The 25,934-nt window shown below is 47.2% G+C and carries 23 protein-coding genes; 21 read left to right on the plus strand and 2 right to left on the minus strand.

Annotation, left to right across the window (positions count from 1 at the left end):
* The first annotated feature begins 39 nt into the window (after positions 1-39).
* The 15 genes from mraZ (at position 40) to ftsZ (ending at position 17,080) form a co-directional block, all read left to right on the plus strand.
* Entirely contained in the window at positions 40-501 is a 462-nt protein-coding gene (gene mraZ / locus AQUSIP_RS03415) for a division/cell wall cluster transcriptional repressor MraZ (RefSeq protein WP_114834116.1), read from the plus strand.
* A 37-nt stretch (positions 502-538) separates the two neighbouring features.
* On the plus strand, positions 539-1,483 hold the full coding sequence (gene rsmH, locus AQUSIP_RS03420) for a 16S rRNA (cytosine(1402)-N(4))-methyltransferase RsmH (protein ID WP_114834117.1): 945 nt from the start codon (positions 539-541) through the stop codon (positions 1,481-1,483).
* On the plus strand, positions 1,480-1,815 hold the full coding sequence (gene ftsL / locus AQUSIP_RS03425; RefSeq protein ID WP_114834118.1) for a cell division protein FtsL: 336 nt from the start codon (positions 1,480-1,482) through the stop codon (positions 1,813-1,815). Before rsmH ends, ftsL begins: the two co-directional genes overlap by 4 nt.
* A 162-nt stretch (positions 1,816-1,977) precedes the next feature.
* Complete coding sequence (locus AQUSIP_RS03430) at positions 1,978-2,937, plus strand: aldo/keto reductase (protein WP_232058626.1); 960 nt, start codon at positions 1,978-1,980, stop codon at positions 2,935-2,937.
* 178 nt (positions 2,938-3,115) lie between these two features.
* Positions 3,116-4,813: a peptidoglycan D,D-transpeptidase FtsI family protein gene (locus tag AQUSIP_RS03435; RefSeq protein ID WP_114834119.1), complete on the plus strand. Its 1,698-nt coding sequence runs from the start codon at positions 3,116-3,118 to the stop codon at positions 4,811-4,813.
* A 160-nt stretch (positions 4,814-4,973) separates the two neighbouring features.
* Entirely contained in the window at positions 4,974-6,461 is a 1,488-nt protein-coding gene (locus AQUSIP_RS03440; protein WP_114834120.1) for a UDP-N-acetylmuramoyl-L-alanyl-D-glutamate--2,6-diaminopimelate ligase, read from the plus strand.
* Positions 6,462-6,561: 100 nt separating this feature from the next.
* Positions 6,562-7,644 carry a phospho-N-acetylmuramoyl-pentapeptide-transferase gene (gene mraY, locus AQUSIP_RS03445; RefSeq protein ID WP_114834121.1) on the plus strand — a complete coding sequence of 361 codons (1,083 nt, stop codon included), beginning with the start codon at positions 6,562-6,564 and terminating at the stop codon, positions 7,642-7,644.
* Between the two features lie 11 nt (positions 7,645-7,655).
* Positions 7,656-8,990 (plus strand): UDP-N-acetylmuramoyl-L-alanine--D-glutamate ligase, encoded by a 1,335-nt coding sequence (murD, locus tag AQUSIP_RS03450; RefSeq protein WP_114834122.1) that lies wholly within the window; start codon positions 7,656-7,658, stop codon positions 8,988-8,990.
* Positions 8,991-8,995: 5 nt separating this feature from the next.
* Positions 8,996-10,171, plus strand: coding sequence for a putative lipid II flippase FtsW (gene ftsW / locus AQUSIP_RS03455; RefSeq protein ID WP_114834123.1), 1,176 nt, complete (start codon positions 8,996-8,998; stop codon positions 10,169-10,171).
* Between the two features lie 9 nt (positions 10,172-10,180).
* A complete protein-coding gene (gene murG, locus AQUSIP_RS03460) occupies positions 10,181-11,275 on the plus strand; it encodes an undecaprenyldiphospho-muramoylpentapeptide beta-N-acetylglucosaminyltransferase (RefSeq protein ID WP_114834124.1) in 1,095 nt (364 codons plus the stop codon).
* A gap of 14 nt (positions 11,276-11,289) precedes the next feature.
* Positions 11,290-12,699: a UDP-N-acetylmuramate--L-alanine ligase gene (gene murC, locus AQUSIP_RS03465; RefSeq protein ID WP_197737819.1), complete on the plus strand. Its 1,410-nt coding sequence runs from the start codon at positions 11,290-11,292 to the stop codon at positions 12,697-12,699.
* Between the two features lie 33 nt (positions 12,700-12,732).
* Positions 12,733-13,632, plus strand: a complete 900-nt coding sequence (gene murB / locus AQUSIP_RS03470; protein ID WP_114834126.1) for a UDP-N-acetylmuramate dehydrogenase — start codon at positions 12,733-12,735, stop codon at positions 13,630-13,632.
* Positions 13,633-13,799: 167 nt separating this feature from the next.
* Positions 13,800-14,537 (plus strand): cell division protein FtsQ/DivIB, encoded by a 738-nt coding sequence (locus tag AQUSIP_RS03475; RefSeq protein WP_114834127.1) that lies wholly within the window; start codon positions 13,800-13,802, stop codon positions 14,535-14,537.
* A 28-nt stretch (positions 14,538-14,565) separates the two neighbouring features.
* A complete protein-coding gene (gene ftsA, locus AQUSIP_RS03480) occupies positions 14,566-15,801 on the plus strand; it encodes a cell division protein FtsA (RefSeq protein WP_114834128.1) in 1,236 nt (411 codons plus the stop codon).
* A 61-nt stretch (positions 15,802-15,862) separates the two neighbouring features.
* Positions 15,863-17,080: a cell division protein FtsZ gene (gene ftsZ, locus AQUSIP_RS03485; protein WP_114834129.1), complete on the plus strand. Its 1,218-nt coding sequence runs from the start codon at positions 15,863-15,865 to the stop codon at positions 17,078-17,080.
* Positions 17,081-17,085: 5 nt separating this feature from the next.
* Here the strand turns inward: ftsZ and AQUSIP_RS12465 are convergent, their stop codons facing one another.
* Positions 17,086-17,265 carry a hypothetical protein gene (locus AQUSIP_RS12465; RefSeq protein WP_147277478.1) on the minus strand — a complete coding sequence of 60 codons (180 nt, stop codon included), beginning with the start codon at positions 17,263-17,265 and terminating at the stop codon, positions 17,086-17,088.
* Positions 17,266-17,705: 440 nt separating this feature from the next.
* Between AQUSIP_RS12465 and AQUSIP_RS03500 the strand changes: the two genes are divergently transcribed.
* The 3 genes from AQUSIP_RS03500 (at position 17,706) to lpxC (ending at position 20,809) form a co-directional block, all read left to right on the plus strand.
* Complete coding sequence (locus AQUSIP_RS03500) at positions 17,706-18,617, plus strand: hypothetical protein (protein ID WP_114834130.1); 912 nt, start codon at positions 17,706-17,708, stop codon at positions 18,615-18,617.
* A 103-nt stretch (positions 18,618-18,720) separates the two neighbouring features.
* Entirely contained in the window at positions 18,721-19,713 is a 993-nt protein-coding gene (locus AQUSIP_RS03505) for a hypothetical protein (RefSeq protein WP_114834131.1), read from the plus strand.
* A 181-nt stretch (positions 19,714-19,894) separates the two neighbouring features.
* The gene (lpxC, locus tag AQUSIP_RS03510) at positions 19,895-20,809 is read left to right on the plus strand and encodes a UDP-3-O-acyl-N-acetylglucosamine deacetylase (protein WP_114834194.1); all 915 of its coding nucleotides are present in this window, start codon (positions 19,895-19,897) and stop codon (positions 20,807-20,809) included.
* On the opposite strand, the gene AQUSIP_RS03515 is transcribed toward lpxC, so the two are convergent.
* Positions 20,790-21,263 (minus strand): DciA family protein, encoded by a 474-nt coding sequence (locus tag AQUSIP_RS03515; protein ID WP_114834132.1) that lies wholly within the window; start codon positions 21,261-21,263, stop codon positions 20,790-20,792. The genes lpxC and AQUSIP_RS03515 overlap by 20 nt on opposite strands.
* Before the next feature lie 234 nt (positions 21,264-21,497).
* Here AQUSIP_RS03515 and AQUSIP_RS03520 point away from each other — a divergent pair, with 234 nt between their 5' ends.
* The 3 genes from AQUSIP_RS03520 to AQUSIP_RS03530 all read left to right on the plus strand — a co-directional run bounded on the left by AQUSIP_RS03520 (position 21,498) and on the right by AQUSIP_RS03530 (position 25,720).
* Positions 21,498-22,439, plus strand: coding sequence for an ankyrin repeat domain-containing protein (locus AQUSIP_RS03520; protein WP_170131776.1), 942 nt, complete (start codon positions 21,498-21,500; stop codon positions 22,437-22,439).
* A 165-nt stretch (positions 22,440-22,604) separates the two neighbouring features.
* Positions 22,605-25,325 carry a preprotein translocase subunit SecA gene (gene secA / locus AQUSIP_RS03525; RefSeq protein ID WP_114834134.1) on the plus strand — a complete coding sequence of 907 codons (2,721 nt, stop codon included), beginning with the start codon at positions 22,605-22,607 and terminating at the stop codon, positions 25,323-25,325.
* Positions 25,322-25,720, plus strand: a complete 399-nt coding sequence (locus AQUSIP_RS03530) for a (deoxy)nucleoside triphosphate pyrophosphohydrolase (RefSeq protein WP_170131777.1) — start codon at positions 25,322-25,324, stop codon at positions 25,718-25,720. The genes secA and AQUSIP_RS03530 overlap by 4 nt, the downstream gene beginning before the upstream one ends.
* The last annotated feature ends 214 nt before the right edge of the window (positions 25,721-25,934 follow it).

A 25,934-nucleotide genomic window follows, 5' to 3' on the forward strand; every position in this document is an offset into this window, starting at 1 on the left:
GATCTCCCTTGTGGGTTTTCTCTCGAGGAGGATGATGCAGTGTTTCGCGGCATAAATGCGGTCAACATAGATGCGAAAGGCAGGATTGTGATGCCAACGCGTTACCGCGAGCGCCTGCAATTGGATAGCAAAAGTGCAGTGGTGTTGACAATTGATACGGAAGAGCGCTGCTTGTTGCTCTATCCGTTGCCGGAATGGGAGGGGATCGAGCAAAAATTAGCTAGTCTGCCAAGTTTTAACCCAGCGGCGCGCCGGATTCAGCGTTTGCTGATCGGCCATGCAACCGATGTGGAAATGGATAACCAGGGACGTATTCTTTTGCCGCCATTGTTACGTGACTATGCGGGTTTAAATAAACGGGCAGTTTTGGTAGGACAAGGAAAAAAATTTGAGCTGTGGGATGAAACGCATTGGGAAAAGAGCCGTGGACAATGGCTGGAAGAAGAGTCCAATACGGATGAATCCACACTGCCTCAAGAGGTGAAGTCTATTTCGTTGTGATGCAGGGAGTTTACAAACTAATATGGCAGTTTGCCACATGAGCGAAATTTTTCACCAGCATGTACCAGTTCTCTTACGAGAGGCTGTAGAAAATCTTATTGTTTCTCCTGATGGCGTTTATGTAGACGCAACCTTCGGGCGCGGCAGTCATTCACGCGCAATCTTGGATCGTCTCAGTGCAAGCGGACGCCTGATTGCTTTTGACAAAGATCCAGAAGCGGTTGCGTACGCTAAACAGTATTTTTCCCACGATAAACGCTTTTCCATCTTTCATTCTTCTTTTGCTCGTCTTGAGATGTGCCTGAGTGGTATTGATGTGTTTGGCAAGGTGCAAGGCATCCTGTTTGATCTCGGGGTGTCATCTCCGCAGTTGGATAATCCCGAGCGTGGATTCAGTTTTGCAAAAAGCGGAAAGCTGGATATGCGCATGAATACGACCCAGGGTACCGACGCTATGAGCTGGCTTGCTACCGTAGACGAAAAAACCTTGGCTGATGTGTTATGGAAATATGGCGAAGAAAAATTTTCTCGACGCATCGCACGCGCGATTGTCGCTGCACGCAATGAAGCGCCGATTACAACTACTACACAGCTTGCCGAAATCATTACACACGCAATGCCGGGTTTTAAAAAGCCAGGCGAGAAACATCCTGCTACGCGCAGCTTTCAGGCGATACGCATTTTTATCAACGAGGAATTAACCGAGATTGAAGAAGGCCTTGCGCAAGCGCTGGAGGCTTTAATGGTGGGCGGTCGTCTGGCAGTCATCAGCTTTCATTCGCTCGAAGATCGCATCGTCAAGGAATTTATCAGGGCGCACGAAAAAGGCCCTGAATTACCGCGCGGATTACCCATTAAAGGAGATCAATTCAATTCAAGACTAAAATCCAGAGGAAAACCGATTAAACCCAGTTCACAGGAAGTGAATGTTAATCCACGGGCACGCAGTGCCATCTTACGTATAGCGGAGAAACTATCATGAACGCGGCAGCACGCTTAGTTCATCAGGGAGCCTTAACCCGTCATCTGGTATTCACCTACTTGTTGACGCGGCGGCAAATTGCCATGTTGATGTTGACATTAGCCGTGCTAATGTCAGCCTTGAGCATGATTTATGTTACGCATACGACGCGCGAAATGTATGCAAGCTATCAGCACAATCTGGCCGAGCAAAACCGGCTGCATGTGCAACGCGGCCAGCTTTTGCTTGAACGAAGCACCTGGATGATGCAGGCGCGTATACAGAAAATGGCAGAAGAAAAACTGGGAATGGTGATACCCGATCATCATTCTGTACAGATTATTAGTGAATAAATTGTACTTCCGCTTGTCCTGATCTCGCCGGGCATTAAGCTACTCTGGTTTCCATTTTTTAACCCCATTTTTGTAGAGCTTCATCACCATAATGAACTAAATTATGATGAATTGACATATCGGAAAATCTCGATATAATATTTTCTTCTACAAGGAGAAATGATGATGCGAACATTTACATTACTCTCCGGTGATCAAATACCGGCGATAGGGTTAGGCACATGGAAATCTTCCGAGGCAGAAGTCGGCCAAGCAGTTAAAATGGCGCTCGCTAGCGGCTATCAGCATATTGATTGTGCCGCTATTTATCTTAACGAAGGTGTCATCGGCCAAACGCTGGAAGAGAGCATCAAAAATAAAGTGATTTCCCGGGAAAAATTATGGGTCACTTCAAAATTATGGAACAGTTATCACGCGCCTGAAGATGTTGAACCTGCTTTGAAAGAATCGTTGGGGCATTTACGTCTGGATTATCTGGATTTATATTTAATTCATTGGCCGGTAGCCTTTAAGCGCAAGATAGGGCTCAACATACCGGAAACAGGCGAAGATTTTCTTTCACTGGATGCGATACCGCTTGCGGATACGTGGCAGGCAATGGAAGCATTGGTGGACAAAGGATTGGTCAAAAATATTGGTGTTTCGAATTTCTCAATCAGCAAGCTGCAAATGTTACTGAAACAAAGTAAATATAAACCCGCAGTCAATCAGGTCGAGTGTCATCCTTATCTCGCGCAAACGGAACTTATGTCATTTTGCAGAGAACAAGGCATACATGTGACAGCCTATTCGCCATTAGGTTCAGGCGATAGACCAGACATGCTCAAGAAAACCGATGAGCCATCGTTATTGCAAAATCCTGTTATTGTAGAAATCGCCAAGACGCACCGTGCTACACCAGCGCAGATACTGATTGCATGGCAAGTGGTGCGGAAAAACTCCGTCATTCCCAAATCTATACATGAGAAAAGGATTAAAGAGAACCTGGCAGCCCAGGATATCCAATTGTCTGAAGAGGACTTAAAACGAATTAACGCGCTTGATAAAAATTACCGTTTCTTAGACGGCAGCTTTTGGGAAATGAAACATTCTCCCTATAAGGCTGAGTCGTTCTGGGATTAAACTAATGACTAGCGACTGTTAATTTCGGATTCTTTTTTCTCCTCGTCATTGCTGTAATGGTGAAAAAAGCTCGCGCCAATCTCAAGCATTCATAAACGCCAAGCCAGCGTTGTATTGTTTTACTTTAACGTGTCTGCAGGTACACTGTATTCAATTTTCGTATGGCGCTATTGTTATCATGAATCAAAAGCATCGCGTTTCATTTATCACATGGCGTTTCTACTTGGTGATATCGGTCATCGTTCTGGCTGTGCTGGGCCTTCTCTGGCGTGTTTTTGATCTGGCTGTGCTTGATCAACACTTTCTTCGCCATCAGGGAGACGAAAGGGTATTGCGTCTTGTTAGTACGCCTGCTTTCCGCGGCATGATACTGGACCGGAATAATTTTCCATTGGCGGTGAGCACAATTGTTTATTCCGTGTGGATGAATCCACAGGAGTTTGAACCCTCTAAAGAAGAATTGGTTTCATTAAGTGCAGCGCTCGGTCTCAAGATCAAAGACATTGTCTCGCTGCGCGACCGCCAGCGCAAAAAGCGGCGTGAATTCGTTTATTTAAAACGTGCCCTTTCTCCGCAGGTAGCGAATGAAATCAAAGCGCTCGATATTCCCGGCGTGTATTTGCAGCAGGAATACCGGCGTTATTATCCGGAAGGTGAAGTGACTGCCCATGTGCTGGGATTTACTAATATTGATGATCAGGGTCAGGAAGGCCTTGAGCTCGGTTATAATCAGTGGCTTTCTGGTGAACCAGGGAAAAAGTGGGTTATTAAGGACAGACTCGGCAGGATCATTGCGGATGTGCAGACTGTACAGGAGCAGAAACGCGGACATGATCTGGTATTGAGTATTGATAGGCGTATTCAATACTTGGCTTATCGCGAACTGCTGGCAGGCGTTATACGCAATGAGGCTGTATCCGGTTCTGTGATTGTGCTGGATGTAAAAACAGGCGAAATACTGGCGATGGTAAACCATCCTTCGTTTAATCCGAATAACCGTCCAGCGCGTATGAGCGATCGATTTCGTAATCGCGCTGTCACAGATTTATTTGAACCCGGCTCAACCGTGAAGGCTTTCAGCGTCGCTAGTGCACTGGATAGCGGTCATTACAAAACGGATACCGTCATCGATACCTCTCCCGGCTGGATGCGGGTGAGCCGTAATGTGGTGAAGGATCATAATAACAATGGTTCTTTAACTGTTACGCAGATTTTGCAGAAATCCAGTAATGTCGGGATTGCGAAACTGGTGCTGAGCTTGCCGCCTGATAACCTATGGTCGTTATTGCATAGCGTAGGTTTTGGCGAAATGACCGGCATCGGTTTTCCAGGCGAACAGAATGGCGTGCTGGTCAAACACAATCCCTGGGGAGCTTTTACGTTGGCGACGCTTGCGATTGGTTATGGTATGTCAACCACGGCATTACAGTTAGCGCGTTCTTATGCCGTATTGGCAAACGAGGGCATTAAAAAGCCGGTTTCACTATTACGTATAGACAAGCCCGTCACAGGCGAACAGGTAATGAACCCGAAAGTAGTGAAAGAAGTGCTTGAGGCGCTTGAATCTGTCCTTGGGAAAGGAGGAACCGCCGAAGACGCGCGTGTGCCCGGATACCGTGTTGCGGGTAAAACAGGCACATCCAAAATAGCGGGGGAAGGAGGATACAAGGAAAAGCGTTATACTTCTTCTTTTGTGGGGATTGCTCCTCTTAGCAATCCACGGTTGGTCGTGGCGGTTGTCATTCATGACCCGCAGGGCAAGCACTACTATGGTGGCCAGGTGTCAGGGCCTGTGTTTGAAAAAATTATGGAAGGAGCTTTGCGTATTTTGGATATCCCGCCTGATGCGCCTGAAAGCGCTCTTGCGACGGCCTAGAGGTCATTTTTCGCTTTTTACGTTATAATCAGCACCATTATTAACAAGCAGTTTTGCTCAACTTTTGCGGAGAGGAGTTTATCTGAATCACTGTCCACAGGTAGGTAAACAATTTTCGCAGGAGATAAACAAAGCTGCCTTTTCCCTGACTAACTGACGCATGCAGCTATCGTATTTGTTAAAAGATTTTATCACGCTCCCTGCTATGGCGGATCGTGACATTGCGCGCCTGACGCTGGACAGCCGTCGTGTCGGAGCGAATGATCTATTTCTCGCAGTGAAAGGTGTGCTCTGTGATGGTCGCCAATTCATCACAGAAGCTGTTCAAAAGGGCGCTGCTGCCGTGCTGCTTGAAACGGATAAAGCTGATGAAACTATTGCCTGGCAGGGCGGTGTGCCAATCATTCCCATCCAGCAGCTGCCGCACCAATTAGGCAAGCTGGCTGCGCGTTTTTATGATCAGCCGGCCGCGCATTTGCGCATGATAGGCGTGACGGGCACAAGCGGTAAAACCTCCTGCACGCATTTCATTGCACAGGTTATGCAATCGCTCCATATCCCCTGCGGCATCATTGGGACATTAGGCAGCGGATTTTATGGTGCGCTGGGCGAAACCGGCCTGACTACCCCGGATGCCATTAGCCTGCAGGCAACGCTGCATGATCTGTTAAGGCAGGGTGCGAGCACCATAGCGATGGAAGTCTCATCACACAGTATTGATCAGGGTCGGATAAATGCTGTTCCATTTGAGATAGGCATTTTTACCAATCTTACCCAGGATCATCTGGATTATCACGGCGATATGGCAGCTTATGCTGCTGTTAAACGGCGGTTTATAGCTGAATTTCCCTTGCAGCATGCAATTATTAACCTCGATGACCCTTACGGCCGCACATGGGCGAGTGATCTTGCCAAGCATCAATCTGTTTATGCTTATGCGACTGAAAAACCACCTGCTTCAATGATGGGTGCGTTTCCTATTATTTATGCGCAAGCGATACAGCTATCCAAACAGGGGATAGTGTCCCGGCTCGCTACGCCGTGGGGCGAAGGAACCTTGTCGCTGCCCCTGGTGGGTAAGTTTAATTTGAGCAATGCCCTTGCCGTGCTGACTACGCTCTGCGTGTATGGCATTCCTTTCGATGAGGCGCTCAGGCAGTTGGCCCAACTAAAAACCGTACCTGGACGCATGCAAACCCTGGGCGGGAAAGGCCAGCCGCTCGTGGTAGTGGATTATGCGCATAAACCGGATGCGCTGGAAAAAGTGCTGCAGGTTTTGCGTGCGCATACTAACGGTAAATTAATTTGTGTTTTTGGCTGCGGAGGAGAGCGGGATCAGAGCAAGCGGCCGCTAATGGCGAAAATAACAGAAACGTTGGCGGACCAGGTGATCGTGACCAATGACAATCCGCGCCGTGAAAAACCGGAGGCGATCGCGGCTCAAATTATGCAGGGTTTTTCCCGGCCTGAGCGCGTTCTCGTGGAGCTTGATCGTTCTAAAGCAATAAAGAACAGTATACAATGTGCATCAGCGGAAGACTGTATTTTGATCGCAGGCAAAGGGGCTGAAAAATACCAGCAGGTGGGAGAAGAAAAAATCCCGTTTGATGATGTTGAACAAGCACTTATGTACTTGAACGGCGAGTAGGCGGCTCTCTGCGTTGATGAATCTTTAAGCGTATTGCGCTGACGCAGGCAGCAAAGAAATAAACTCGACAGAGAATGAACGATCTAAGCGGAGATTTTGCATGTTATTGTGGTTAAGTACCTGGCTGGCAAACTATTTTCATGTTTTTCATGTGTTCCAGTATCTTACCTTGCGGGCGATACTCGGCACGTTGACTGCCCTCATCATGGCACTTTTGTTAGGCCCCAGTATTATCCGCCAATTGAGCTCGCGTCATATGGGGCAGGTGGTGCGTGATGATGGTCCGCAAAGCCATTTGACCAAAGCAGGTACGCCGACGATGGGCGGCACCCTCATTCTTATTTCTGTCCTCATTAGTACCCTGTTGTGGAGTGACTTGGCAAATCGCTATGTCTGGCTAGTGATTATTATGACGCTGGGGTTTGGCGCCATTGGATATTGGGACGATTACCGCAAGCTGGTGTTGAAACACAGTCGGGGCATGCCGGCCAGGCAAAAATACCTGTTTCAGTCGCTGCTGGGATTCGGCGCTGCTTTTTATCTATTTTTCTCAGCCAAATTACCCGTAGAAACACAGCTCGTGCTGCCCTTTTTTAAAAATATGTCATTAACCATGGGGCCTTTTTTCATTATTTTTACCTATTTCGTTATTGTGGGATCGAGTAACGCTGTGAATCTGACAGATGGCCTAGATGGACTTGCGATCATGCCGGCGGTCATGATTAGCGGTGCACTGGCCGTTTTTGCCTATGCAACCGGCAACATTCATTATGCCAGTTATCTTGCCATTCCCTACGTGCCGGGGGTTGGTGAAGTGGTCGTATTCTGCGGCTCACTTGTAGGCGCGGGGCTTGGATTTCTCTGGTTTAACACATATCCCGCACAAGTGTTTATGGGTGACGTGGGCGCACTCGCGCTGGGTGCAGCGTTAGGTATGATTGCAGTGATCGTGCGGCAAGAAATCGTATTTTTTGTCATGAGCGGCATCTTTGTGCTGGAAACCGTTTCTGTCATTCTGCAAGTGGGTTCCTATAAATTAACGGGTAAGCGCATTTTTAAAATGGCGCCCATTCATCATCATTTTGAACTCAAGGGTTGGCCGGAGCCGCGCGTGATTGTACGGTTCTGGATTATTACATTTGTGCTAGTCCTCTGTGGATTGGCAACGCTTAAATTACGATAAGAGAAAAAACGATGCCTGTATCCGGTTTGCACGTCGTTGTTGGTTTGGGTATAACGGGTCTTTCATGTGTGCACTATCTTAAATCACGCGGTTTGCCTGTCGCGGTGATGGATACACGTATGAATCCGCCGCATCTTGCTGCCTTGCAAAAAGCGTATCCTGATATTGCCGTGGCATTGGGCGGTTTAAATTCTTCTTTGCTTCAAAGCGCAGCGAGCATTATTTTAAGCCCGGGTATTGCCTTGTATGAACCAGCTATTGCGGAGCAGGTTAAGCGCGGCATACCCGTTATCGGCGATATCGAATTGTTTGCCCAGGCGGTCAAAGCACCCGTCGTTGCGATTACAGGTACCAATGCAAAAAGCACTGTTACAACCGTCGTTGGCAAGATGGCGGAAGCGGCAGGGTTAAACGTACAGGTGGGCGGTAATTTAGGTGTGCCCGCATTGGATCTGCTGGCAAAACAGCCCGCTGCTGATCTCTATGTGCTGGAGCTTTCCAGTTTTCAACTGGAAACAACGCACTCTTTGCAATCCCAAGTAGCAACGGTGTTGAATATCACACCTGATCATATGGATCGTTATCCGACACTTGCCGATTATCAGCGAGCCAAACACCGCATTTATCAACGCTGTCACACAGCCGTCTGCAATCTGGACGATCCACTCACTCACACGGATGCGGCGCATAAACTGTTTTTTACTTTGCAGGCACCGCGTGAGAATACATTCGGGCTTTTAACCAAAAGCAGCAATACGTATCTTGCCTATGAAGATGAAGCGTTACTTGCCATTGATGAACTTCCCGTCATGGGAAAACATTATCAGGCGAATGCGCTTGCCTCTCTCGCGATCGGTCGCGGTTTTGGTCTTGCGCTTGAACCCATGCTGAAAGTGCTTCGAGCGTTCAGCGGATTGCCGCATCGCTGTCAGTTTGTACGCGAGCGCCAAGCTGTTCGCTGGTATAACGATTCAAAAGGCACGAACGTTGGCGCGACGCAAGCAGCCATTGAAGGTTTGGGCAGTGAAATCAAGGGCAAGCTCATTCTAATAGCAGGCGGTGTCGGCAAAAATGCGGATTTTACACCGCTTGTGCCGGTGATTGAAAAACATGTGCGCCAGGTAGTTTTGATTGGTGAAGCAGCAAAAGAACTGGCGGCTGTTATTGGTAATACCGTGCCAGTTACATTTGCGCGCACCATGGAAGAGGCAGTGCAGGGAGCGGCGGCGGCAGCGAAACCGCATGACAGCGTTCTGCTGTCACCTGCTTGCGCGAGCTTTGATATGTTTAATCATTATGAGCATCGTGGCCAGGTATTCATGGAGATTGTGGAGAAGTTAAACTAAACGCTATGCGTTCTTATTCAGCCGCATCAACCCCGCATCCGGCGAGGGACAAATCGAGTGCGACGCCAGCCCTTTACGACAAGTGGTTTGTTTTTGCTGTTTTGAGTCTGGTTGTCTTGGGGTTGCTCATGATGACTTCTGCCTCTATCGTTATTTCCGATAAACAGTGGCACCAGCCTTTTTATTATCTCTTTAAGCAACTTGTTTTCCTGACACTCGGTGTGCTGCTGGGAAGTGCGGTGGTGCAAATCGAAATAGCGCAGTGGGAAAAGTACGGAGGTTATCTGCTGGTCGGTGTTCTGTTGTTGCTGGCGCTCGTACTTATTCCAGGCATTGGCCATAGTGCCAACGGCAGTGCTCGCTGGATTGGCTATGGCCCGCTCACCTTTCAGGTTTCAGAGCTCACGAAGTTTAGTATGGTGGTTTACATGGCGGGTTATCTGGTCAGACGCAATGTTGAAATCAGGACGCAATTAAGCGGATTTTTAAAACCCATGTTTGTGCTGGGAACCATCGCGGTGCTTTTGCTGAAAGAACCGGATTTTGGCGCAACCGTGGTGGTCACTGCCACGACCCTGGGCATGATGTTTTTGGCAGGGATGCGTCTTAGCATGTTTGCAGGTCTCTTTACCCTGGTAATTGCGGCGCTCGGGGTGATTGCGATTTCGGCGCCTTATCGGCTCGCTCGGTTGACCAGTTTTTTGAATCCCTGGGCAAGGCCGTTTGATACAGGCTATCAGTTAACACAATCCTTAATTGCCTTCGGTCGTGGCGGCTGGTGGGGTACCGGCTTAGGAAAAAGCATTCAGAAAATGTTCTATCTGCCTGAAGCACATACAGATTTTTTATTTGCCGTGATTGCGGAAGAGTTGGGTGTCTTTGGCATGCTGCTGGTAATCAGCCTTTTTTTATTACTGGTGGTCCGGATTTTTTTGATGGGTCAGCGGGCGCAAAAGCTGGGTAATCATTTTGCCGGCTTTGTTGCTTATGGATTTGGGTTATGGATCACTATTCAATTTACCGTTAGTATTGGTGTTAATTCAGGTTTGTTGCCCACTAAAGGGTTGACCCTGCCATTGATGAGTTATGGCGGCAGCAGTGTGCTGATCAGTTGTATTGTGATCGCTGTCCTGCTGCGTATTGATCATGAGAATCGCTTGAATACTTTGGGAATTCGATAAAGGTTAAAGATGAAAGACACTCCTTCTACTTTAAAACGTGTCTTGATTATGGCGGGCGGTACTGGCGGACACGTGTTTCCGGGTCTTGCTGTTGCGCACTGCTTGCGCGAAAACGGTGTGGAAGTACATTGGCTGGGCACAAACCAAGGGCTTGAGGCACGACTGGTACCGGAGGCAGATTTTCCGCTGCATGTCATTACTATTAGCGGGTTGCGCGGAAAAGGCATTAAGCCGCTGCTTGCTGCGCCGTTTAAAATAGCTACGGCTGTTTTGCAATCAAGGCGCATTATCAACCAGGTGAACCCCGATGTGGTTATCGGCATGGGCGGTTTTGTAAGCGGGCCGGGAGGCATCGCGAGTTGGTTGATGCGCCGGCCGCTGATTATTCATGAGCAGAATGCCAAAGCCGGTCTCACTAATAAGGTACTGGCCCGTTTCGCTAAAAAAGTCCTGGAAGGTTTCCCGAACGCCTTCCGTACACGGCCGCGTGTGGCCATGACGGGTAACCCCGTACGCACGGAAATTGAAAATCTGGCGCCGCCTGAGCAGCGGTTCAATACTGCCCGCTCGCCGTTTCGTCTTTTGATCCTCGGCGGTAGCCTGGGTGCTCAGGCACTGAATGAGGCTGTTCCGAAGGCGCTCCGGCATCTGCCCACCACAGAACGCCCAGAGGTGTTGCATCAAACAGGGGATAAGCAATTTGAGCTGACCAAAAAAACCTATGAATCAATGAATGTAGAGGCCACACTTAAACCTTTTATTAAAGATATGGCGGAAGCATATGCCTGGGCAGATATGGTAATATGCCGTGCGGGTGCATTGACCGTTGCAGAACTTTGCGCGGCAGGCTTGGGTGCCATCTTTGTTCCTTTTCCCTATGCGGTAGATGATCATCAGACAGCGAATGCTGAATTTATGGTGGCACACCAGGCAGCCTGCTGTATTCAGCAAACAGAATTAACAGAAGAGCGATTAGCGGATATAGTAAGACAATTCGCCCAGTCGCCTGAGAAACGTTTGGCGATGGCACAGGCGGCTTATCAATTACGCCGCGTGCGAGTAGCCGAGAGAATTTTTGACATTTGTAAGGAGGTCTGCCGTTGAGCTGGATGTTTGAGATGGGACATATTAAGCATGTCCACTTTGTTGGGATTGGTGGCGTTGGGATGGCGGGCATTGCTGAAGTCTTGCTGCGGCAGGGCTATACGGTTTCCGGTTCGGATGTTTCGGAGAATTCGCTGACACAATGGCTGCGTGTCATGGGAGCCATTATTTATCGCGGGCACGATGCGAGCCATATCAAAGATGCGGATGTCATTGTTCGCTCTTCAGCCGTTGATTGGCAAAATCCTGAATTTGAAGCAGCTCGTCAAGCGCGCATTCCTATCGTCCCTCGCGCAGAAATGCTCGGCGAACTCATGCGCTTTCGTTACGGTATCGCTGTAGCAGGAACGCACGGCAAGACGACGACGACCAGTCTCGTGACCAGCATTCTTGCAGAAGCAGGTCTTGATCCCACTTTTGTGATCGGCGGCCGGTTGAATAGCGTGGGCAGTAATGCACGCCTGGGTCGTGGGCATTATCTGGTTGCAGAAGCAGATGAAAGTGACGCTTCATTTTTATATCTCAAGCCTATGATTTCAGTAGTAACTAATATTGATCAGGACCACATGGGCACTTATGAGAACAGTTTTGACCGTTTAAAAACCACCTTTATTGAATTTCTACACCGGCTGCCTTTTTATGGTCTCGCCGTTGTTTGCATTGATGATCCAGTTGTTCGGGAAATTCTGCCTCAACTTTCACGTCCGGTCCTGACCTACGGGCTGTCTCCGGAAGCAGACTTTAGGACAGAAGGCTACACGCAGTCCGGTATGCAAACCCAATTTGTGGTTGAGCGTCCCAAAGGCCAGTCGCCTTTAACGGTCACATTGAATCTGCCTGGACGGCATAATGTTCTGAATGCACTTGCTGCGATTGCGATTGCCACCGAGCTGAAAGTGCAGGATCGCGCCATTATGGATGCCTTGCAGCATTTTGCCGGCATAGGAAGACGGTTCCAGATTTACGGTGATTTTCCGCTGCCCAAGGGCGGCAGCGTGACGCTTGTGGATGATTATGGCCATCATCCGCGCGAAATCGCCGCCACATTACAGGCTGCCCGTGAAAGTTGGCCGAACCGTCGTTTGGTGATGGTCTATCAGCCTCACCGTTATACGCGCACACGTGATTTGTTTGGTGATTTCTGCCATGTCTTGTCATTACCCGATAAGCTCTTGCTGCTCGATGTCTACTCAGCGGGTGAAAAGCATATTGAAGCTGCGGATAGCAAAACGCTTGCCAGTGAAATCAAGAAGCGCGGACAGCTTGACCCTATTTTTGTAGAGCAACATGACACACTGCCTTCCTTGTTTGAGCGTGAACTGCAGGACGGCGATGTGCTGCTCATGCAAGGTGCGGGTAACATTGGCGCGCTTGCTGCCCGTCTTGCAGCAACGGAATTAAAAGAAGCCATTACGGTTAAATAAGGCAGGAAGGCTAAGGTATCAGGATCTATTGTAATGAATGACAAAAATGCATTCACAACAGCGTCAAAAGGGCAGCTCCTGAAGAATGAGCCGCTTGCTAATTATACTTCCTGGCGCACAGGTGGCCCGGCTGATTATGTGTATATTCCCGCTGATCTGGAAGATCTTTCCCACTTTCTGCAGCAGCTTCCTGACACTGTTCCACTGACTTGGCTGGGGTTAGGCAGTAATACGCTCATTCGTGACAAAGGCGTGGACGGCGTAGTGATTATCACGCAAGGCGTGCTTAACAAATTAACGCAGGTGAGCCCCACGGAAATCCGTGTTGAAGCCGGTGTTGCTTCTGCGCAGCTTGCGCGTCATACGGCAAGAATGGGTGCAGCAGGACTGGAATTTATGGCAGGCATTCCGGGAACAGTGGGGGGAGCGCTTGCGATGAACGCAGGCTGTTTTGGCGGAGAAACCTGGCAATTTGTACAGGCAGTTGAGACAATTAACCGGCGCGGCGAAATTAAAAAACGCCCGCTTACCGATTTTGAAGTGACGTACCGCCATGTTGCGAGGCCCTCAGATGAATGGTTTGTAGCCGGATATTTTGGCCTGGTTCCCGGCGATAAAGAAAAATCGCTGGCCAATATTCGTACCTTGCTCGAGCGGCGTAATAACACCCAGCCTACCGGTACGGCGAATTGCGGGTCGGTGTTTCGCAATCCACCTGGAAACTATGCAGGACGTTTGATCGAAGAATGCGGCCTTAAGGGAAAAAGCCTGGGCGGCGCGCGTATTTCTGAAAAGCACGCCAATTTTATTATTAACGAAAACCGTGCTTCCAGTGCAGATATTGAAAACTTGATTGCTGAAGTCGGTGCTATCGTTCTCGAAAAAACCGGTGTACGATTGATTGCGGAAGTCTGCATCATTGGACGAATGTAGCACTCACTCTATTATCCTTGCACAGGCATGGACCCATTTATCCTCGACATGACTTAAAAAATAATGGGTCATTGCTTAGTGCCACCTTCTCCCCTTGTGGGAGAAGGTGTCCGAAGGGCGGATGAGGGGGAGCCTGGCGTTCCGGAAGAAATGAACAGGATAAGTGAATGGACATAAGAAAAGGGAAGCCAATATTATCTCCTTTTCAATATCTGACCCAGACTTTGAAACTGGTGGTACTGGGTCTGGTCATTCTTTCCTGTCTGTATGCACTCAATTCTTTTAAACTTTCCAGCCATTTTCCCATTAAAACCGTGCGTGTATATGGCGTGAACCGCATTGACCGCCAGGAAATACAAACCTTGTTGTTGCCCTTGGTCAACAGCGGTTTTTTTAAAGTGAATGTTGATTATATTCAGGACCGTTTATTACAACTGCCTTGGGTAGCGAATATATTTGTTCGCCGCCACTGGCCTGACCAAGTTGAAATACGGGTTATTGAAAAGAATCCAGTGGCTCGTTGGAATAATCACAGCCTCTTAGCGGAGGGAGGGGAATTATTTTCCCCAAGAAAGGAAACGTACCCTTCACGCCTTCCACAATTTGTGGGGCCGGATGGAAAGCAAGTGACAATGCTCAAGTATTTTTATTCGATGAATCGATTATTGATGCCGTTGCATGCTAAAATTGCCTATCTGGAAATGACGCCTTATTTCACATGGAAGTTGATATTGGATAATGGAATTACTTTACAAATAGGGCATAAAGATATCTTGACTCGACTGAATCATTTTGTGAAAGTGTACCCAAAAATAGTTGGGAGCCGTGCGGCAGATGTGGAATCGATTGATTTACGATATCCTAACGGAGTAGCTGTACGTTGGAAAGAGGCAATGACTGCCTGATTCCGTTTTTTAACTGGAAGAATAATATATGGCAAAGAAGCCAAATAAAGATTACTTAGTCGGTATTGATATCGGAACTTCAAAAGTTGTCACGCTAGTGGGCGAGATGACGAGCGACGGCAGGTTAAACGTCATCGGGTTTGGGTCACATCCGTCTCAAGGATTAAAAAGAGGTGTGGTTGTTAATATAGAATCGACGGTGCAGTCTATTCAGCGCTCCGTGGAAGATGCAGAACTCATGGCAGGTTGCGAAATTTATTCAGCCTATACGGGCATTGCCGGCAGTCACATTCGCAGTATTAATTCCCATGGTATTGTTGCCATTCGTGATCACGAGGTTTCGCAGAACGACGTAGACCGTGTGATAGATGCAGCAAAAGCGATCGCCATCCCCGCTGACCAGAAAATTCTCCATGTTCTTCCCCAGGAATTTATTATCGATAACCAGGATTCTATTCGTGAACCCGTAGGCATGTCCGGTGTGCGCCTGGAAGCCAAAGTTCATATTGTCACAGGTGCAGTGAGTGCGGCACAAAATATTGTGAAATGCATGAAGCGGTGTGGGCTTGCCGCCAGTGATATTGTGCTGGAACAGTTTGCTTCCAGTCAGTCCATTTTGTCGGATGATGAAAAAGAACTGGGTGTCTGCATGATCGATATTGGCGGTGGCACCAGTGATATCGCGATTTTTACGGATGGTGCGATCCGTCATACAGCGGTGATACCTATCGCGGGTGATCAGGTGACCAACGATATCGCAATTGCACTACGCACCCCTACCCGCAATGCGGAAGAAATCAAAATCAAATACGGCTGCGCGCTGCAGGATCTTGTTGATACCAATCAGATGATAGACATCCCAACCATTGGCGACAAAGTGGGTCGGCGCTTGCCACAACGTGCGCTGGCTGAAGTCGTCGAAGCGCGTTATGAAGAATTATTTACGCTTGCGCTGACTGAACTGCGCCGTAGCGGTCTGGAAGAATTTATCGCAGCTGGCATTGTACTGACCGGTGGCGCTTCCAAAATTCATGGTGCACAAGAATTGGCTGAACGAATATTTAAAGTGCCGGTGCGCATTGGTAAGCCGAATAATGTGACAGGTCTGTCAGATATTATCCAGAATCCTGTTTACGCAACGGGCGTGGGTTTGCTAGTGTATGGATTGCGTCAGCGCCAAAATCAGCGTGAGATTGTATTGAACCAGCCAAGCATAAAAGGGCTGTGGTCGAGAATGAAAAGCTGGTTCCAGGGGAATTTTTGATTGGGCATTTCGCAGGTGAATTTTAATTAGTGAATGTGGCACTTTAAAATGGGGCGATAACATGTTTGAATTATTGGATACTTGTCAGCAAAATGCAGTCATTAAAGTTGTCGGCATTGGTGGCGGTGGCGGTAATGCCGTCGAACACATGATGGCAGGCCATATTGAAGGCGTCGAATTTATTTGTGCGAACACAGATGCGCAGGCATTGAAGAATTCATCAGCCAATACCATTATCCAATTGGGTGAAAACATTACACGCGGGCTGGGTGCGGGCGCTAACCCTGAAGTGGGCCGTCGTGCTGCAGAAGAAGACCGGGAAAAAATACGCGCTGCCCTGAATGGGACTGATATGGTTTTCCTTGCCGCTGGTATGGGAGGTGGAACAGGTACCGGTGCGGCGCCGATTTTTGCTCAGATTGCGAAAGAGTTGGGGATTCTGACCGTCGCGGTGACAACCAAGCCTTTCTCTTTTGAAGGTAAAATGCGTTTGCAAACCGCAGAGCAGGGAATCGCAAACCTCTCTCAGTATGTGGATTCACTGATTACTATTCCCAATAACAAGCTTTTATCAGTGCTAGGCAAGAATGTCACCCTGATTAATGCCTTTAAGGCAGCCAATGATGTACTCCGCGGCGCTGTGCAGGGTATCGCAGAATTAATTACCCGTCCTGGATTGATAAACGTGGATTTTGCGGATGTTCGCACCGTTATGTCCGAAATGGGTATGGCGATGATGGGTACCGGCCTGGGTTCCGGTGATAACCGTGCACGGCTGGCTGCGGAAGCAGCGATCGCGAGCCCCTTACTCGAAGATGTGGATTTAACCGGCGCTAAGGGTGTATTAGTCAACATTACAGCTGGTTTGGATCTTTCTATTGGTGAATTTGAAGAAGTGGGCGAAGTGGTAAAAAACATTACTTCCGACAGCGCTACAGTGGTCGTGGGAACGGTTATAGATCCCGAGCTGCGCGATGAAGTCCGAGTCACCGTGATTGTGACAGGCCTTGGCAGAAAGCAGGTAGCGGCTGCGCTCAAGATGCCTGCCATTGAAAGTGTCAGACCTGTCGAAAATACGCATGTTGATTATGTTCAACTGGAAAAGCCCACCATCATCCGTCGTCAGGCGCCCCCTGTTTCCAGCACGACGCCTGCTGCGGCTCCTACAACTATTCCGCCTATAGCGACCCAACGGAGCATGCCCTCTTCCGAAAATCTTCACGATATTGATTATCTGGACATTCCTGCGTTCCTGCGCCGAAAGGAAGAGGAAGCCTGATTCTATCAATTAGCGTGCTTATTTAATTGCATCATGCCAGCCTCCGCTGGCATGGCAAACGAGTGGCATAATAAAATAAATACATCTCTGTACACGACAAAATTTCTAACCGTTCGCCCTGAGGAGGCCGCGAAGCGGCCGTCTCGAAGGGCATTTTTAATCAAATTTCTTTCGCCTTTTTGCATAAATTGACAATCCTTGCCAATCACCCCTGATTAATGCTTCTTTTTTCTGTCGACTCCAACCTTTTATTTGTCTTTCCGATGCCAATGCCTCTTCTCGTGTAGCAAATTCTTGTGAAAATACTCCATATATTTCCTCCTTGGCGAAAAGGACTATATGGATTTCTATAAATATCAGCGAGCCCTTCGAGACGGCCGCTTCGCGGCCTCCTCAGGGCGAACGGTTAGAAGTTTTGTCGTGTACAGAGTAAATACATCCTGTTCCGCCTTGATTCCGTTATTTCTTCTCAATTAATAAGCATCGCCTGGCTACAATTATGCCCAGCTTATATTGTCCTGATGTAAATGCCTTCCCGCATAACCAATGATGTTAGTTGACCATTTGTTGTAGCCTATTTAATAATTAAACCCTCATATGATTATATAAACGAGGGGGTGATGCCATGCAGAGCAATAATAAAATAGATGTAAATAGAAATAAGTTAGCTGTAGATGAACGCATCCAACTATCGCTCAAAATGTTACGCCATTCTAAAAAAAATCCTTTGTCTACTACTCAAGTGATGAATAATTTGATCGCTCTTTGGCAAGAGGGTGATGCAGATGATCTTCATCCGGAACAAGCGAACCTTGTGCATGATTTAATAAATTTGCTACGCAGTCGGGAAAAAGAGCATGACTATACGACACTTTGTTATGATGCAATTGAGCTTTTTGAAGGGATTCAAATCTGGAGAAGAGAAAGCCAAGTGTCTCCCAATTGCCGTCGTGCAATTGAGCAGGCCAACTCTATAGCTCGTGTCCTGCGTGATGAGCTAGAAGGAATTGCCAGGCAATTCCAGCAAAATGAAGAAGATTGTTCGGATGGGATGTGGGCTGCCCAGCAGGCTTTTGAACTCGCTTTAAAAAAGATGTCGGATGAACCCGGTGCAGTCGCACAATTTCTGGATAAACTGGGAATAGAAGCACTGATGGGAGCAAAGACAGTAAATGAAATAAGAAACCGGGTCGAAAATTTATTCGTTTCCGTCATGAAATATAAGGAAAAGTTGATCCATTATGCGTCAATCTATCCCGACAATACGAGTGTTTTAGCTTCCTTTCAGCAGATTTCAATAAAATTCCAGGGAGCTCGTTTTGACCTGGATAATCTTGCTTTGTTGAAAAATGATCTGAAAGCAGTTGTTGAGTCTATTGAAACATTGATCGAAAAAAAGCACCGCATCGAGGATGTGCTGCATCTTGATAAGCCGAATTACGCTTTGAAAACAGGATTATTTTTTCAGACCAGAGAAAAAATCTCGCCAGATAATGCAAGCGCTCCTATGCTGAGGAGATCCGCATCGTTTTCTTAATTTATGAAAAACAGGCTAAGTTATGTATTCGCAGGGAAGAAATAGTAGTCAGAGAAAAATCATAGAAGTTTTATCGAGTCCCCAGAAAGAGGAGAGAGCAGATTTGTTAAATAATCGCGCTCTCCCGCCTGTGCCACAGAAGCCGCTGCCTCCTGTGCCTGCGGGTAATGCCTCAACTCGGCGGGTTATGCAGGGGAAGAAAACTATACCGCCTGTGCCTGTCAAACCTTTGCCGCCGATACCTGTTTCACAGCGGGCTGATAGCAAATCTGCGGCCGAAAAAAAACAGACCTCGTGGCCGCCCCAGAAAACGGTGCCTTTGGTGTCGCCGCCTGATGCCAAGGGAAGATCCCAATCTGACTCTGCTCTGGCAGGGCCTCATGCCAATCCAAACAGTTTAGCACCTGTATCGCAGGTTCCAAACCAGAAGCCCAGTTTACAAGGCTCAAGTTTACCCGACTTGTATGCGCGCTCGGATTTGAGGTTATCTATCTTTGTCAAAGAGATAGTCATTCAATCGCATGAGGCATTGCTTAATCCATCCCTGGCTCCCTATGTCTCAGAGCAGGATGATATCCATGCGGGCAAGCGATGCGCCAAAAATTTCATAGAAAAATTACGCAGCCCTGGCCTTGATCGTAGCGATAAAGAGCAAAGCTGCTTGTTGGGATTGCTAACGAAACTTTTTCAGCTGACCACGAAGCAACAGTTGGATTTTTTTGCAGAGTTAAAAAAATCAACTGTTAATCCAGAAGATTGCAAAAAAATGACAGAGATTTTCGACCTGAATGAGCAGAAAATGGCTGATCTCAATATTAAACTAAGTACCCTCAAAAAATTTATGGACCTCGTCAAAACAGTAGCAGACGGGCAGTCAGTGACGCTCGATTCTCTGACATCGCAGCCTGTTCCTGCTCAAAGACCGTTACCCATGGCACAAAGCTGCCGGCAGTTTCAGCCTCCTTCGAAGGGGCATCAGGCAGCTACGAGGTTGGAGGATCCTCATGCGACTGAAAATAATGCCTCCAATGAGAAGCCAGATGACACAAAACCAGAAAAGACGGGGTGGGTGAAATGCAGTGGCAAAACAGCTTAGTACTTAATAATAAAAGGGAGATCAGCTATAAAAAAATATGGATATCAGGCTCTAAAAATGATAAAAATGCGGGTCAGGAATTCTGTTGGAGGCCCTTAAAGGGGCTTCTTTTTGTTTTTATTTCAAAAAAATAACAAGTTATGGTACTATGTCCAGTATTATGAAAAATCAGAAGCAAGGGATGATTAGACAACGCACTCTTAAGAATGTCATTAAGGCCACTGGCATTACATTGCATGGTGGTGAGCGGGCCGAAATCATATTACGTCCGGCGCCTGTTAATACTGGCATTTTGTTCCGTCGTATTGACCTTGAGCCTATTGTCGAAATTCAGGCATTGGCTGAAAATGTGGGCGACACAACTTTATCAACCACTTTGATGAAGGACAAAGTCAGAATATCGACCGTTGAGCATTTATTATCAGCTTTTGCAGGGCTCGGCATCGATAATGCATTTGTAGATGTCACAGCGCCAGAAATCCCCATTATGGATGGCAGCGCAGGGCCTTTCGTTTTTCTGATCCAATCGGCAGGCATTGAGGAGCAGAACGCACCAAAGCGTTTTATCCGCATCAAGCGCAAGATTAAATTGACTGACGGTGACAAATGGGCAAGTTTTGAGCCGTTTAACGGCTTTAAAGTTACGTTTACTATCGACTTTGATCATCCGCTTTTTAAATCCAAGAACAAAACAGCGACGCTGGATTTTTCCAGTCTTTCCTATGTAAAAGAAGTCAGCCGTGCCAGAACATTTGGCTTCATGGCGGATTTTGAAAAACTGCAGGCAATGAATTTGGCCCGTGGCGCTAGCCTTGATAATGCGATTGCGATTGATGATTTTCGCGTATTAAATGATGACGGTCTGCGCTATGAAAATGAATTCGTCAAGCATAAAATCCTGGATGCGGTGGGTGATCTCTACCTGCTCGGTTCCAGTCTGATTGGTGCATTCAATGGTTATAAATCAGGTCATGAGCTCAATAACAAGATTCTGCGCCATTTGCTTGCTCATCAAGATGCTTGGGAATTTGTGACTTTTGAAGACAAGAGCACGGCACCCATCTCCTATGTGCGTCCTATTTTATTGGAAGCTTAGGACTGGCTGTTCGGTCTGCAATTCTTTCCATTACTTCCCGTAATTTCGGATCGTCCAATGAGGACGCGATTTCGCGTACAATGCTGGCTGTTTCAGTGGACAGAGGCGGCATTTTTGCTGCAGATTGCTTTGCTGGCGGCGAGGCAGGTTGGCTGAGGGAAGGCAGAACTTTGCAGTGAATTTCCTGGATTTCTTGTAAAGCGGGATCCTGTTTGAATTTTCTAAGCAGATCCATAGCTTGGAAGCGAAGCTGGGTGGCGACAGAGCCATTTGCTGCAAGAATAACTAAGCGACGATTCGAATAGTTTGCTACTTGACAGAAGGCCCTTAAGGCCGGATCAAGATAAACTGCTATTTTTTCCTCCAATGCTTTTAGCACTTTTACTTTATTGAGCAACGACTGTAAGTTGTGGTTGCTAGTATCAAAATAAGCATTCGCTTTTTTAGAATCCATTGTTTGACCCTGATATTCTTTGCTTTCTAAATACTACTATAACAAAGATAAACGTTACTACACTCTCTCACCCCTGCGACCTACGCGAGGATGACACAGTTGAAATAAACACCCTCGTGTAATCGCTGCGGCAAATGCTTTTAACAGTCATTTTTTTGACAAAACTGATCTTTTATCATACAATTTTTCCAGCAAACATAATAAGAAATGAGGGTGGTCAGCGAGGTAAAAGTGATGTTTTCCTTTTTTAATACTTCAGAGAAACTCAATGCAAACGAGATTGTAGACAGACTGGAAAAAGGACTGTGCTTAGAAAACTCATCGCTTGATTTTAGCAAAGATTACCGTACACGCCATCATAATACTTATTTGTTGCAGGCGCTCGCTTGGAACAGGCAAAAAGCGGCACTCAGGCTTTTGGAGCGCGATAAATCGAAGGAAGCGCTGAACTTGAAAGATGACTGGGCAACTTGTCTTAACACACCATTAATTTTAGCAGCTAAAATTAATGCGACAACCATTGTGCAAACCCTGATTGAATTGGGAGCGAAAGTTAACGAGCAAGATTATCGTGGCTTCACGGCTTTACATTACGCTTGTCTATTACGAAACCATGAAGCCATTCAATTACTTCTTGCGGCAAGAGCCGATGTTCGAATCAGAGATGCGTTTGGAAAATCTCCCTATTATTACTATTGCACGGAAATTTCGGAAGATGACCTTCAATATCGTTATGGCAGCACAGATGGTTACTTAAACCGTATGCCTGATATGGATAATCATTATTTTGGTACCAAGAAAAAATGTTTAAGCGCGCTTCGGTGGTATATTGCTCATGTGATGGTGAATAATGATTGGGGTAAAGGTGAATATGTAGGTAAATTTTCGCTATATGATTGGGCAGAACGGTGTTTGTTAAGCCGAGAGCCGGTTTATCATGCCAAAATTTATGAAGCCATGATGAAATGTTTTTGTGATAACAGGCCAAAGATGGATATAAACCTGGCAGGTCAATTATCAAAGATATCTTTAAATGTTTACCAGGATGATAAATACAATCAATACCGGCTGGATCCGTTGGATTTAGTGCCACGTTCAGCGATTCACCTGAAAGAAAATGATGAGATTTGGGTTGAGCTGCAGGAGATGGTCCCTCGGGGTTATCGCAACCGTTGAGCCCTTTATATCTGCGCACTTTATGATCATTCTCTTCAATAAGCTAAAGCAGATGCCTTTTTTAACCTGATTCCCTTGATTTTTCAGGCAGATTCCAGCATCTTTGTCTTTTTCATTTTGGCAGAATATTATTCTTCTTTGTTTTTCTAGGTAAAGATAACTCTCATGCTAAATCGCATTTTTACGAATGTTCTTGGTAGCCGTAACCAGCGTGTATTGCGTCGGTTATGGAAAACAGTAGAAAAGATTAACGCACTCGAACCCCAGATTTCAGCTTTGTCTGATGAAGCGCTTCGGGCGAAAACCGTTGAATTCAGGCAGCGCTTGCAGAGTGGGGCAGTTCTTGATGAGATTCTGCCGGAAGCTTTTGCAGTCGTTCGCGAAGCCTCAAAGCGGGCTTTGAATATGCGTCACTTTGACGTGCAGCTGATTGGCGGTATGGTGCTGCATGGCGGAAATATTGCGGAAATGCGTACGGGCGAAGGCAAAACGTTGATGTCAACGCTCGCGGCTTATTTGAATGCCTTACCTGGCAAAGGTGTCCACATTGTGACGGTGAATGATTATCTTGCCAAGCGAGACACAGAGTGGATGCGGCCCTTATACGAATTTCTGGGATTGACAGTAGGCACTAACCTGCATGGTATGACGCCGCAGGAAAAACAGCAGGCTTATGCCGCTGATATCACCTATGGCACGAATAATGAATTTGGCTTTGATTACCTTCGCGATAACATGGTCTTTAATTACAATGACAAAGTACAGCGCGGTCTTCATTACGCCATTGTAGACGAAGTGGACTCAATCCTGATTGATGAAGCACGGACACCGCTCATTATTTCCGGCGCTGCAGAAGAAAGCGTCGACCTTTACGTGGCGATTGATTCCATTATTCCCCAGTTGCAAAAACAGACAGAAAAAGAGGGCCCTGGCGATTACAGTCTGGATGAAAAATCCAAACAGGCTTATCTCACTGAAGAAGGCCATCAGCATGTAGAAGAATTATTAATCAAGGCAGGTTTGCTGAGTGAAGGTGAAAGTCTTTACGATGCCAACAATATTGTGCTGATGCACCATATTTATGCGGCCTTGCGGGCGCATACGCTGTTCCATCGTGATGTGGATTACATTGTTCAACGCGGTGAAGTCGTGATTGTAGATGAACATACCGGCAGAACCATGCCGGGGCGTCGCTGGTCAGACGGGCTGCATCAGGCAGTGGAAGCAAAAGAAAAAGTTAAAATCAACCAGGAAAACCAGACGCTCGCTTCCATTACTTTCCAGAATTATTTTCGCCTCTATGAAAAACTGTCCGGCATGACAGGGACGGCGGATACAGAAGCCTACGAATTTCAGCAGATTTATGGGCTGGAAGTCATCGTTATTCCAACGCATAAGCCCATGATACGTATGGACCAGGCTGACTTTGTTTACATGACGGCGGATGAAAAGTTTGATGCCATTGTGGAAGATATTCAAAAGACCCATGCGACGGGTCAACCCATTCTGGTGGGTACGGCTTCCATCGAAGCCTCAGAGCATTTGTCGCGGCTGTTGCAGAAAGCAAAAATTCCACATCAAGTGTTGAATGCTAAATTCCATGAGAAAGAGGCGCAGATTGTGGCCGAAGCAGGCCGCCCGGGGGCAGTGACGATTGCTACTAATATGGCTGGTCGTGGAACTGACATTGTGCTTGGCGGTAATCTGGAAGCAGAACTGAAAGCGCTGGAAAACCCGACAGCGGAAGATATTGAACAGCGTAAAAAAGCCTGGCAGGCACGGCATGAACAAGTCGTCAAGGCGGGCGGGTTGTATGTGCTTGGCACTGAGCGGCATGAATCGCGCCGTATTGATAATCAGCTGCGTGGCCGTTCGGGCCGTCAGGGTGATCCGGGCAAGTCGCGGTTTTATCTGTCCCTGCAGGATAATCTGCTGCGTATTTTTGGCGGTGACAGGTTGAATGCCATTATGCAGCGCATTGGCATGGAAAAGGGCGTGGCGCTGGAATCGCGCATGTTATCGCGCAGCATTGAGAATGCGCAGCGCAAAGTGGAAGCTTACAACTTCGATATTCGTAAGCAATTGTTAGAGTACGATGATGTAGCCAACGAGCAGCGTAAGGTGATTTACCGCCAGCGCGACGAACTACTGACCTCTGATTCAATCGCTGATGTGATTGCTGATATGAGCCATCGGGTCATGGAACAGACTGTCAGTGCCTTTATTCCACCACACAGCATGTCGGAAGAATGGGACATCGAAGGACTTGAGCAGCGTCTGGAGCGCGATTTCAATCTGAAACTGCCCATACGTCAGTGGCTTGAAGAAGATGATACGTTGGATGAAGACCGCTTGCGCGAACGTATTCAAACGGCATTTCGTGAAGCGTATCAGAAAAAAGAAGAACAGATTAGTGCGCCCATTATGCGTCAATTTGAAAAAGCAGTCATGCTGCAAACACTGGATAACTGCTGGCGTGAACATCTGGCCGCGATGGATTATCTGCGTCAGGGCATTCATTTACGTGGTTATGCCCAGAAAAATCCCAAACAAGAATATAAGCGTGAATCATTTGAACTGTTTGCACAGTTGCTTGATAAGGTCAATTATGAAGTCCTGTCTGCGTTAAGCAAGTTTGAAGTCAAAGTGGAACAAGATGTTGAACAGATGGAAGCGCAGCGTCGCCAGAGTCTGACTCGACAAGCCATGGAATACAAACACGCTGCCCCTGATATTTTGCATGGCACCGATGTAGCAGAATCTCAACCGGAAGTACTTCCATCCAATGTCACTTATATGCGCGACCGTCCTAAAGTAGGCCGTAACGATCCTTGCCCATGTGGTTCAGGCAAAAAATATAAGGCATGTCACGGGAGCCTCACTTGATCAGGACGGTTGTAGGCATCCTGGCCAGGGCAGAAAAAGTGCTGGTCGGGCAGCGGCCGGAAGGCAAGCCCTATAGTGGTTATTGGGAATTTCCTGGCGGTAAGATCGAACCCGATGAAACCGCCATCGATGCGCTGCGACGTGAACTGCAAGAAGAGCTGGACATAACAGTGATTTCAGCTCAGCCCTGGTTTGAGCATACGCATACTTATCCTGATAAAACTGTTTTGCTGGAAATGTGGCGTGTGACTGCTTTCTCAGGCGAACCGCTCGGCAAGGAAAATCAGTTATTACGCTGGGTCACGTTGCCGGAAATGTTAGAATTGCGTTTACTGGAAGGCAACTGGCCGATTATAAAAAAAATAAAAACATTATTTTCGCAACAAGAAGATTAAATAAAAATATAGCCAAGTAATTTTGAGCCATGGCGCTGTCATCCTTGTAAAGGTTAGGTAATTCGTTGATGAAACTGCACCTGTCATTGCGAGCGTAGCTAAGCAATCCAGACCTCCTTCGATTAACTTTGGCCATTTTTGAAAAGCGTTTACAAAGCTGTCATCCTGAGCGAAGCGAAGGATCTCCTTTTGCACATCAGGAGATCCTTCGCTT

The sequence above is a fragment of the Aquicella lusitana genome (assembly GCF_902459475.1).
In the GTDB taxonomy this organism is placed as follows: domain Bacteria; phylum Pseudomonadota; class Gammaproteobacteria; order DSM-16500; family DSM-16500; genus Aquicella; species Aquicella lusitana.

What these genes read in the sequence shown, in the direction of transcription:
- rsmH (WP_114834117.1), top strand. Translation starts at nt 539, where the DNA reads ATGAGCGAAATTTTTCACCAGCATGTACCAGTTCTCTTACGAGAGGCT.
- ftsL (WP_114834118.1), top strand. Translation starts at nt 1,480, where the DNA reads ATGAACGCGGCAGCACGCTTAGTTCATCAGGGAGCCTTAACCCGTCAT.
- AQUSIP_RS03430 (WP_232058626.1), top strand. Translation starts at nt 1,978, where the DNA reads ATGATGCGAACATTTACATTACTCTCCGGTGATCAAATACCGGCGATA.
- AQUSIP_RS03435 (WP_114834119.1), top strand. Translation starts at nt 3,116, where the DNA reads ATGAATCAAAAGCATCGCGTTTCATTTATCACATGGCGTTTCTACTTG.
- AQUSIP_RS03440 (WP_114834120.1), top strand. Translation starts at nt 4,974, where the DNA reads ATGCAGCTATCGTATTTGTTAAAAGATTTTATCACGCTCCCTGCTATG.
- mraY (WP_114834121.1), top strand. Translation starts at nt 6,562, where the DNA reads ATGTTATTGTGGTTAAGTACCTGGCTGGCAAACTATTTTCATGTTTTT.
- murD (WP_114834122.1), top strand. Translation starts at nt 7,656, where the DNA reads ATGCCTGTATCCGGTTTGCACGTCGTTGTTGGTTTGGGTATAACGGGT.
- ftsW (WP_114834123.1), top strand. Translation starts at nt 8,996, where the DNA reads ATGCGTTCTTATTCAGCCGCATCAACCCCGCATCCGGCGAGGGACAAA.
- murG (WP_114834124.1), top strand. Translation starts at nt 10,181, where the DNA reads ATGAAAGACACTCCTTCTACTTTAAAACGTGTCTTGATTATGGCGGGC.
- murC (WP_197737819.1), top strand. Translation starts at nt 11,290, where the DNA reads ATGGGACATATTAAGCATGTCCACTTTGTTGGGATTGGTGGCGTTGGG.
- murB (WP_114834126.1), top strand. Translation starts at nt 12,733, where the DNA reads ATGAATGACAAAAATGCATTCACAACAGCGTCAAAAGGGCAGCTCCTG.
- AQUSIP_RS03475 (WP_114834127.1), top strand. Translation starts at nt 13,800, where the DNA reads ATGGACATAAGAAAAGGGAAGCCAATATTATCTCCTTTTCAATATCTG.
- ftsA (WP_114834128.1), top strand. Translation starts at nt 14,566, where the DNA reads ATGGCAAAGAAGCCAAATAAAGATTACTTAGTCGGTATTGATATCGGA.
- ftsZ (WP_114834129.1), top strand. Translation starts at nt 15,863, where the DNA reads ATGTTTGAATTATTGGATACTTGTCAGCAAAATGCAGTCATTAAAGTT.
- AQUSIP_RS12465 (WP_147277478.1), bottom strand. Translation starts at nt 17,265, where the DNA reads ATGCAAAAAGGCGAAAGAAATTTGATTAAAAATGCCCTTCGAGACGGC.
- AQUSIP_RS03500 (WP_114834130.1), top strand. Translation starts at nt 17,706, where the DNA reads ATGCAGAGCAATAATAAAATAGATGTAAATAGAAATAAGTTAGCTGTA.
- lpxC (WP_114834194.1), top strand. Translation starts at nt 19,895, where the DNA reads ATGATTAGACAACGCACTCTTAAGAATGTCATTAAGGCCACTGGCATT.
- AQUSIP_RS03515 (WP_114834132.1), bottom strand. Translation starts at nt 21,263, where the DNA reads ATGGATTCTAAAAAAGCGAATGCTTATTTTGATACTAGCAACCACAAC.
- AQUSIP_RS03520 (WP_170131776.1), top strand. Translation starts at nt 21,498, where the DNA reads ATGTTTTCCTTTTTTAATACTTCAGAGAAACTCAATGCAAACGAGATT.
- secA (WP_114834134.1), top strand. Translation starts at nt 22,605, where the DNA reads ATGCTAAATCGCATTTTTACGAATGTTCTTGGTAGCCGTAACCAGCGT.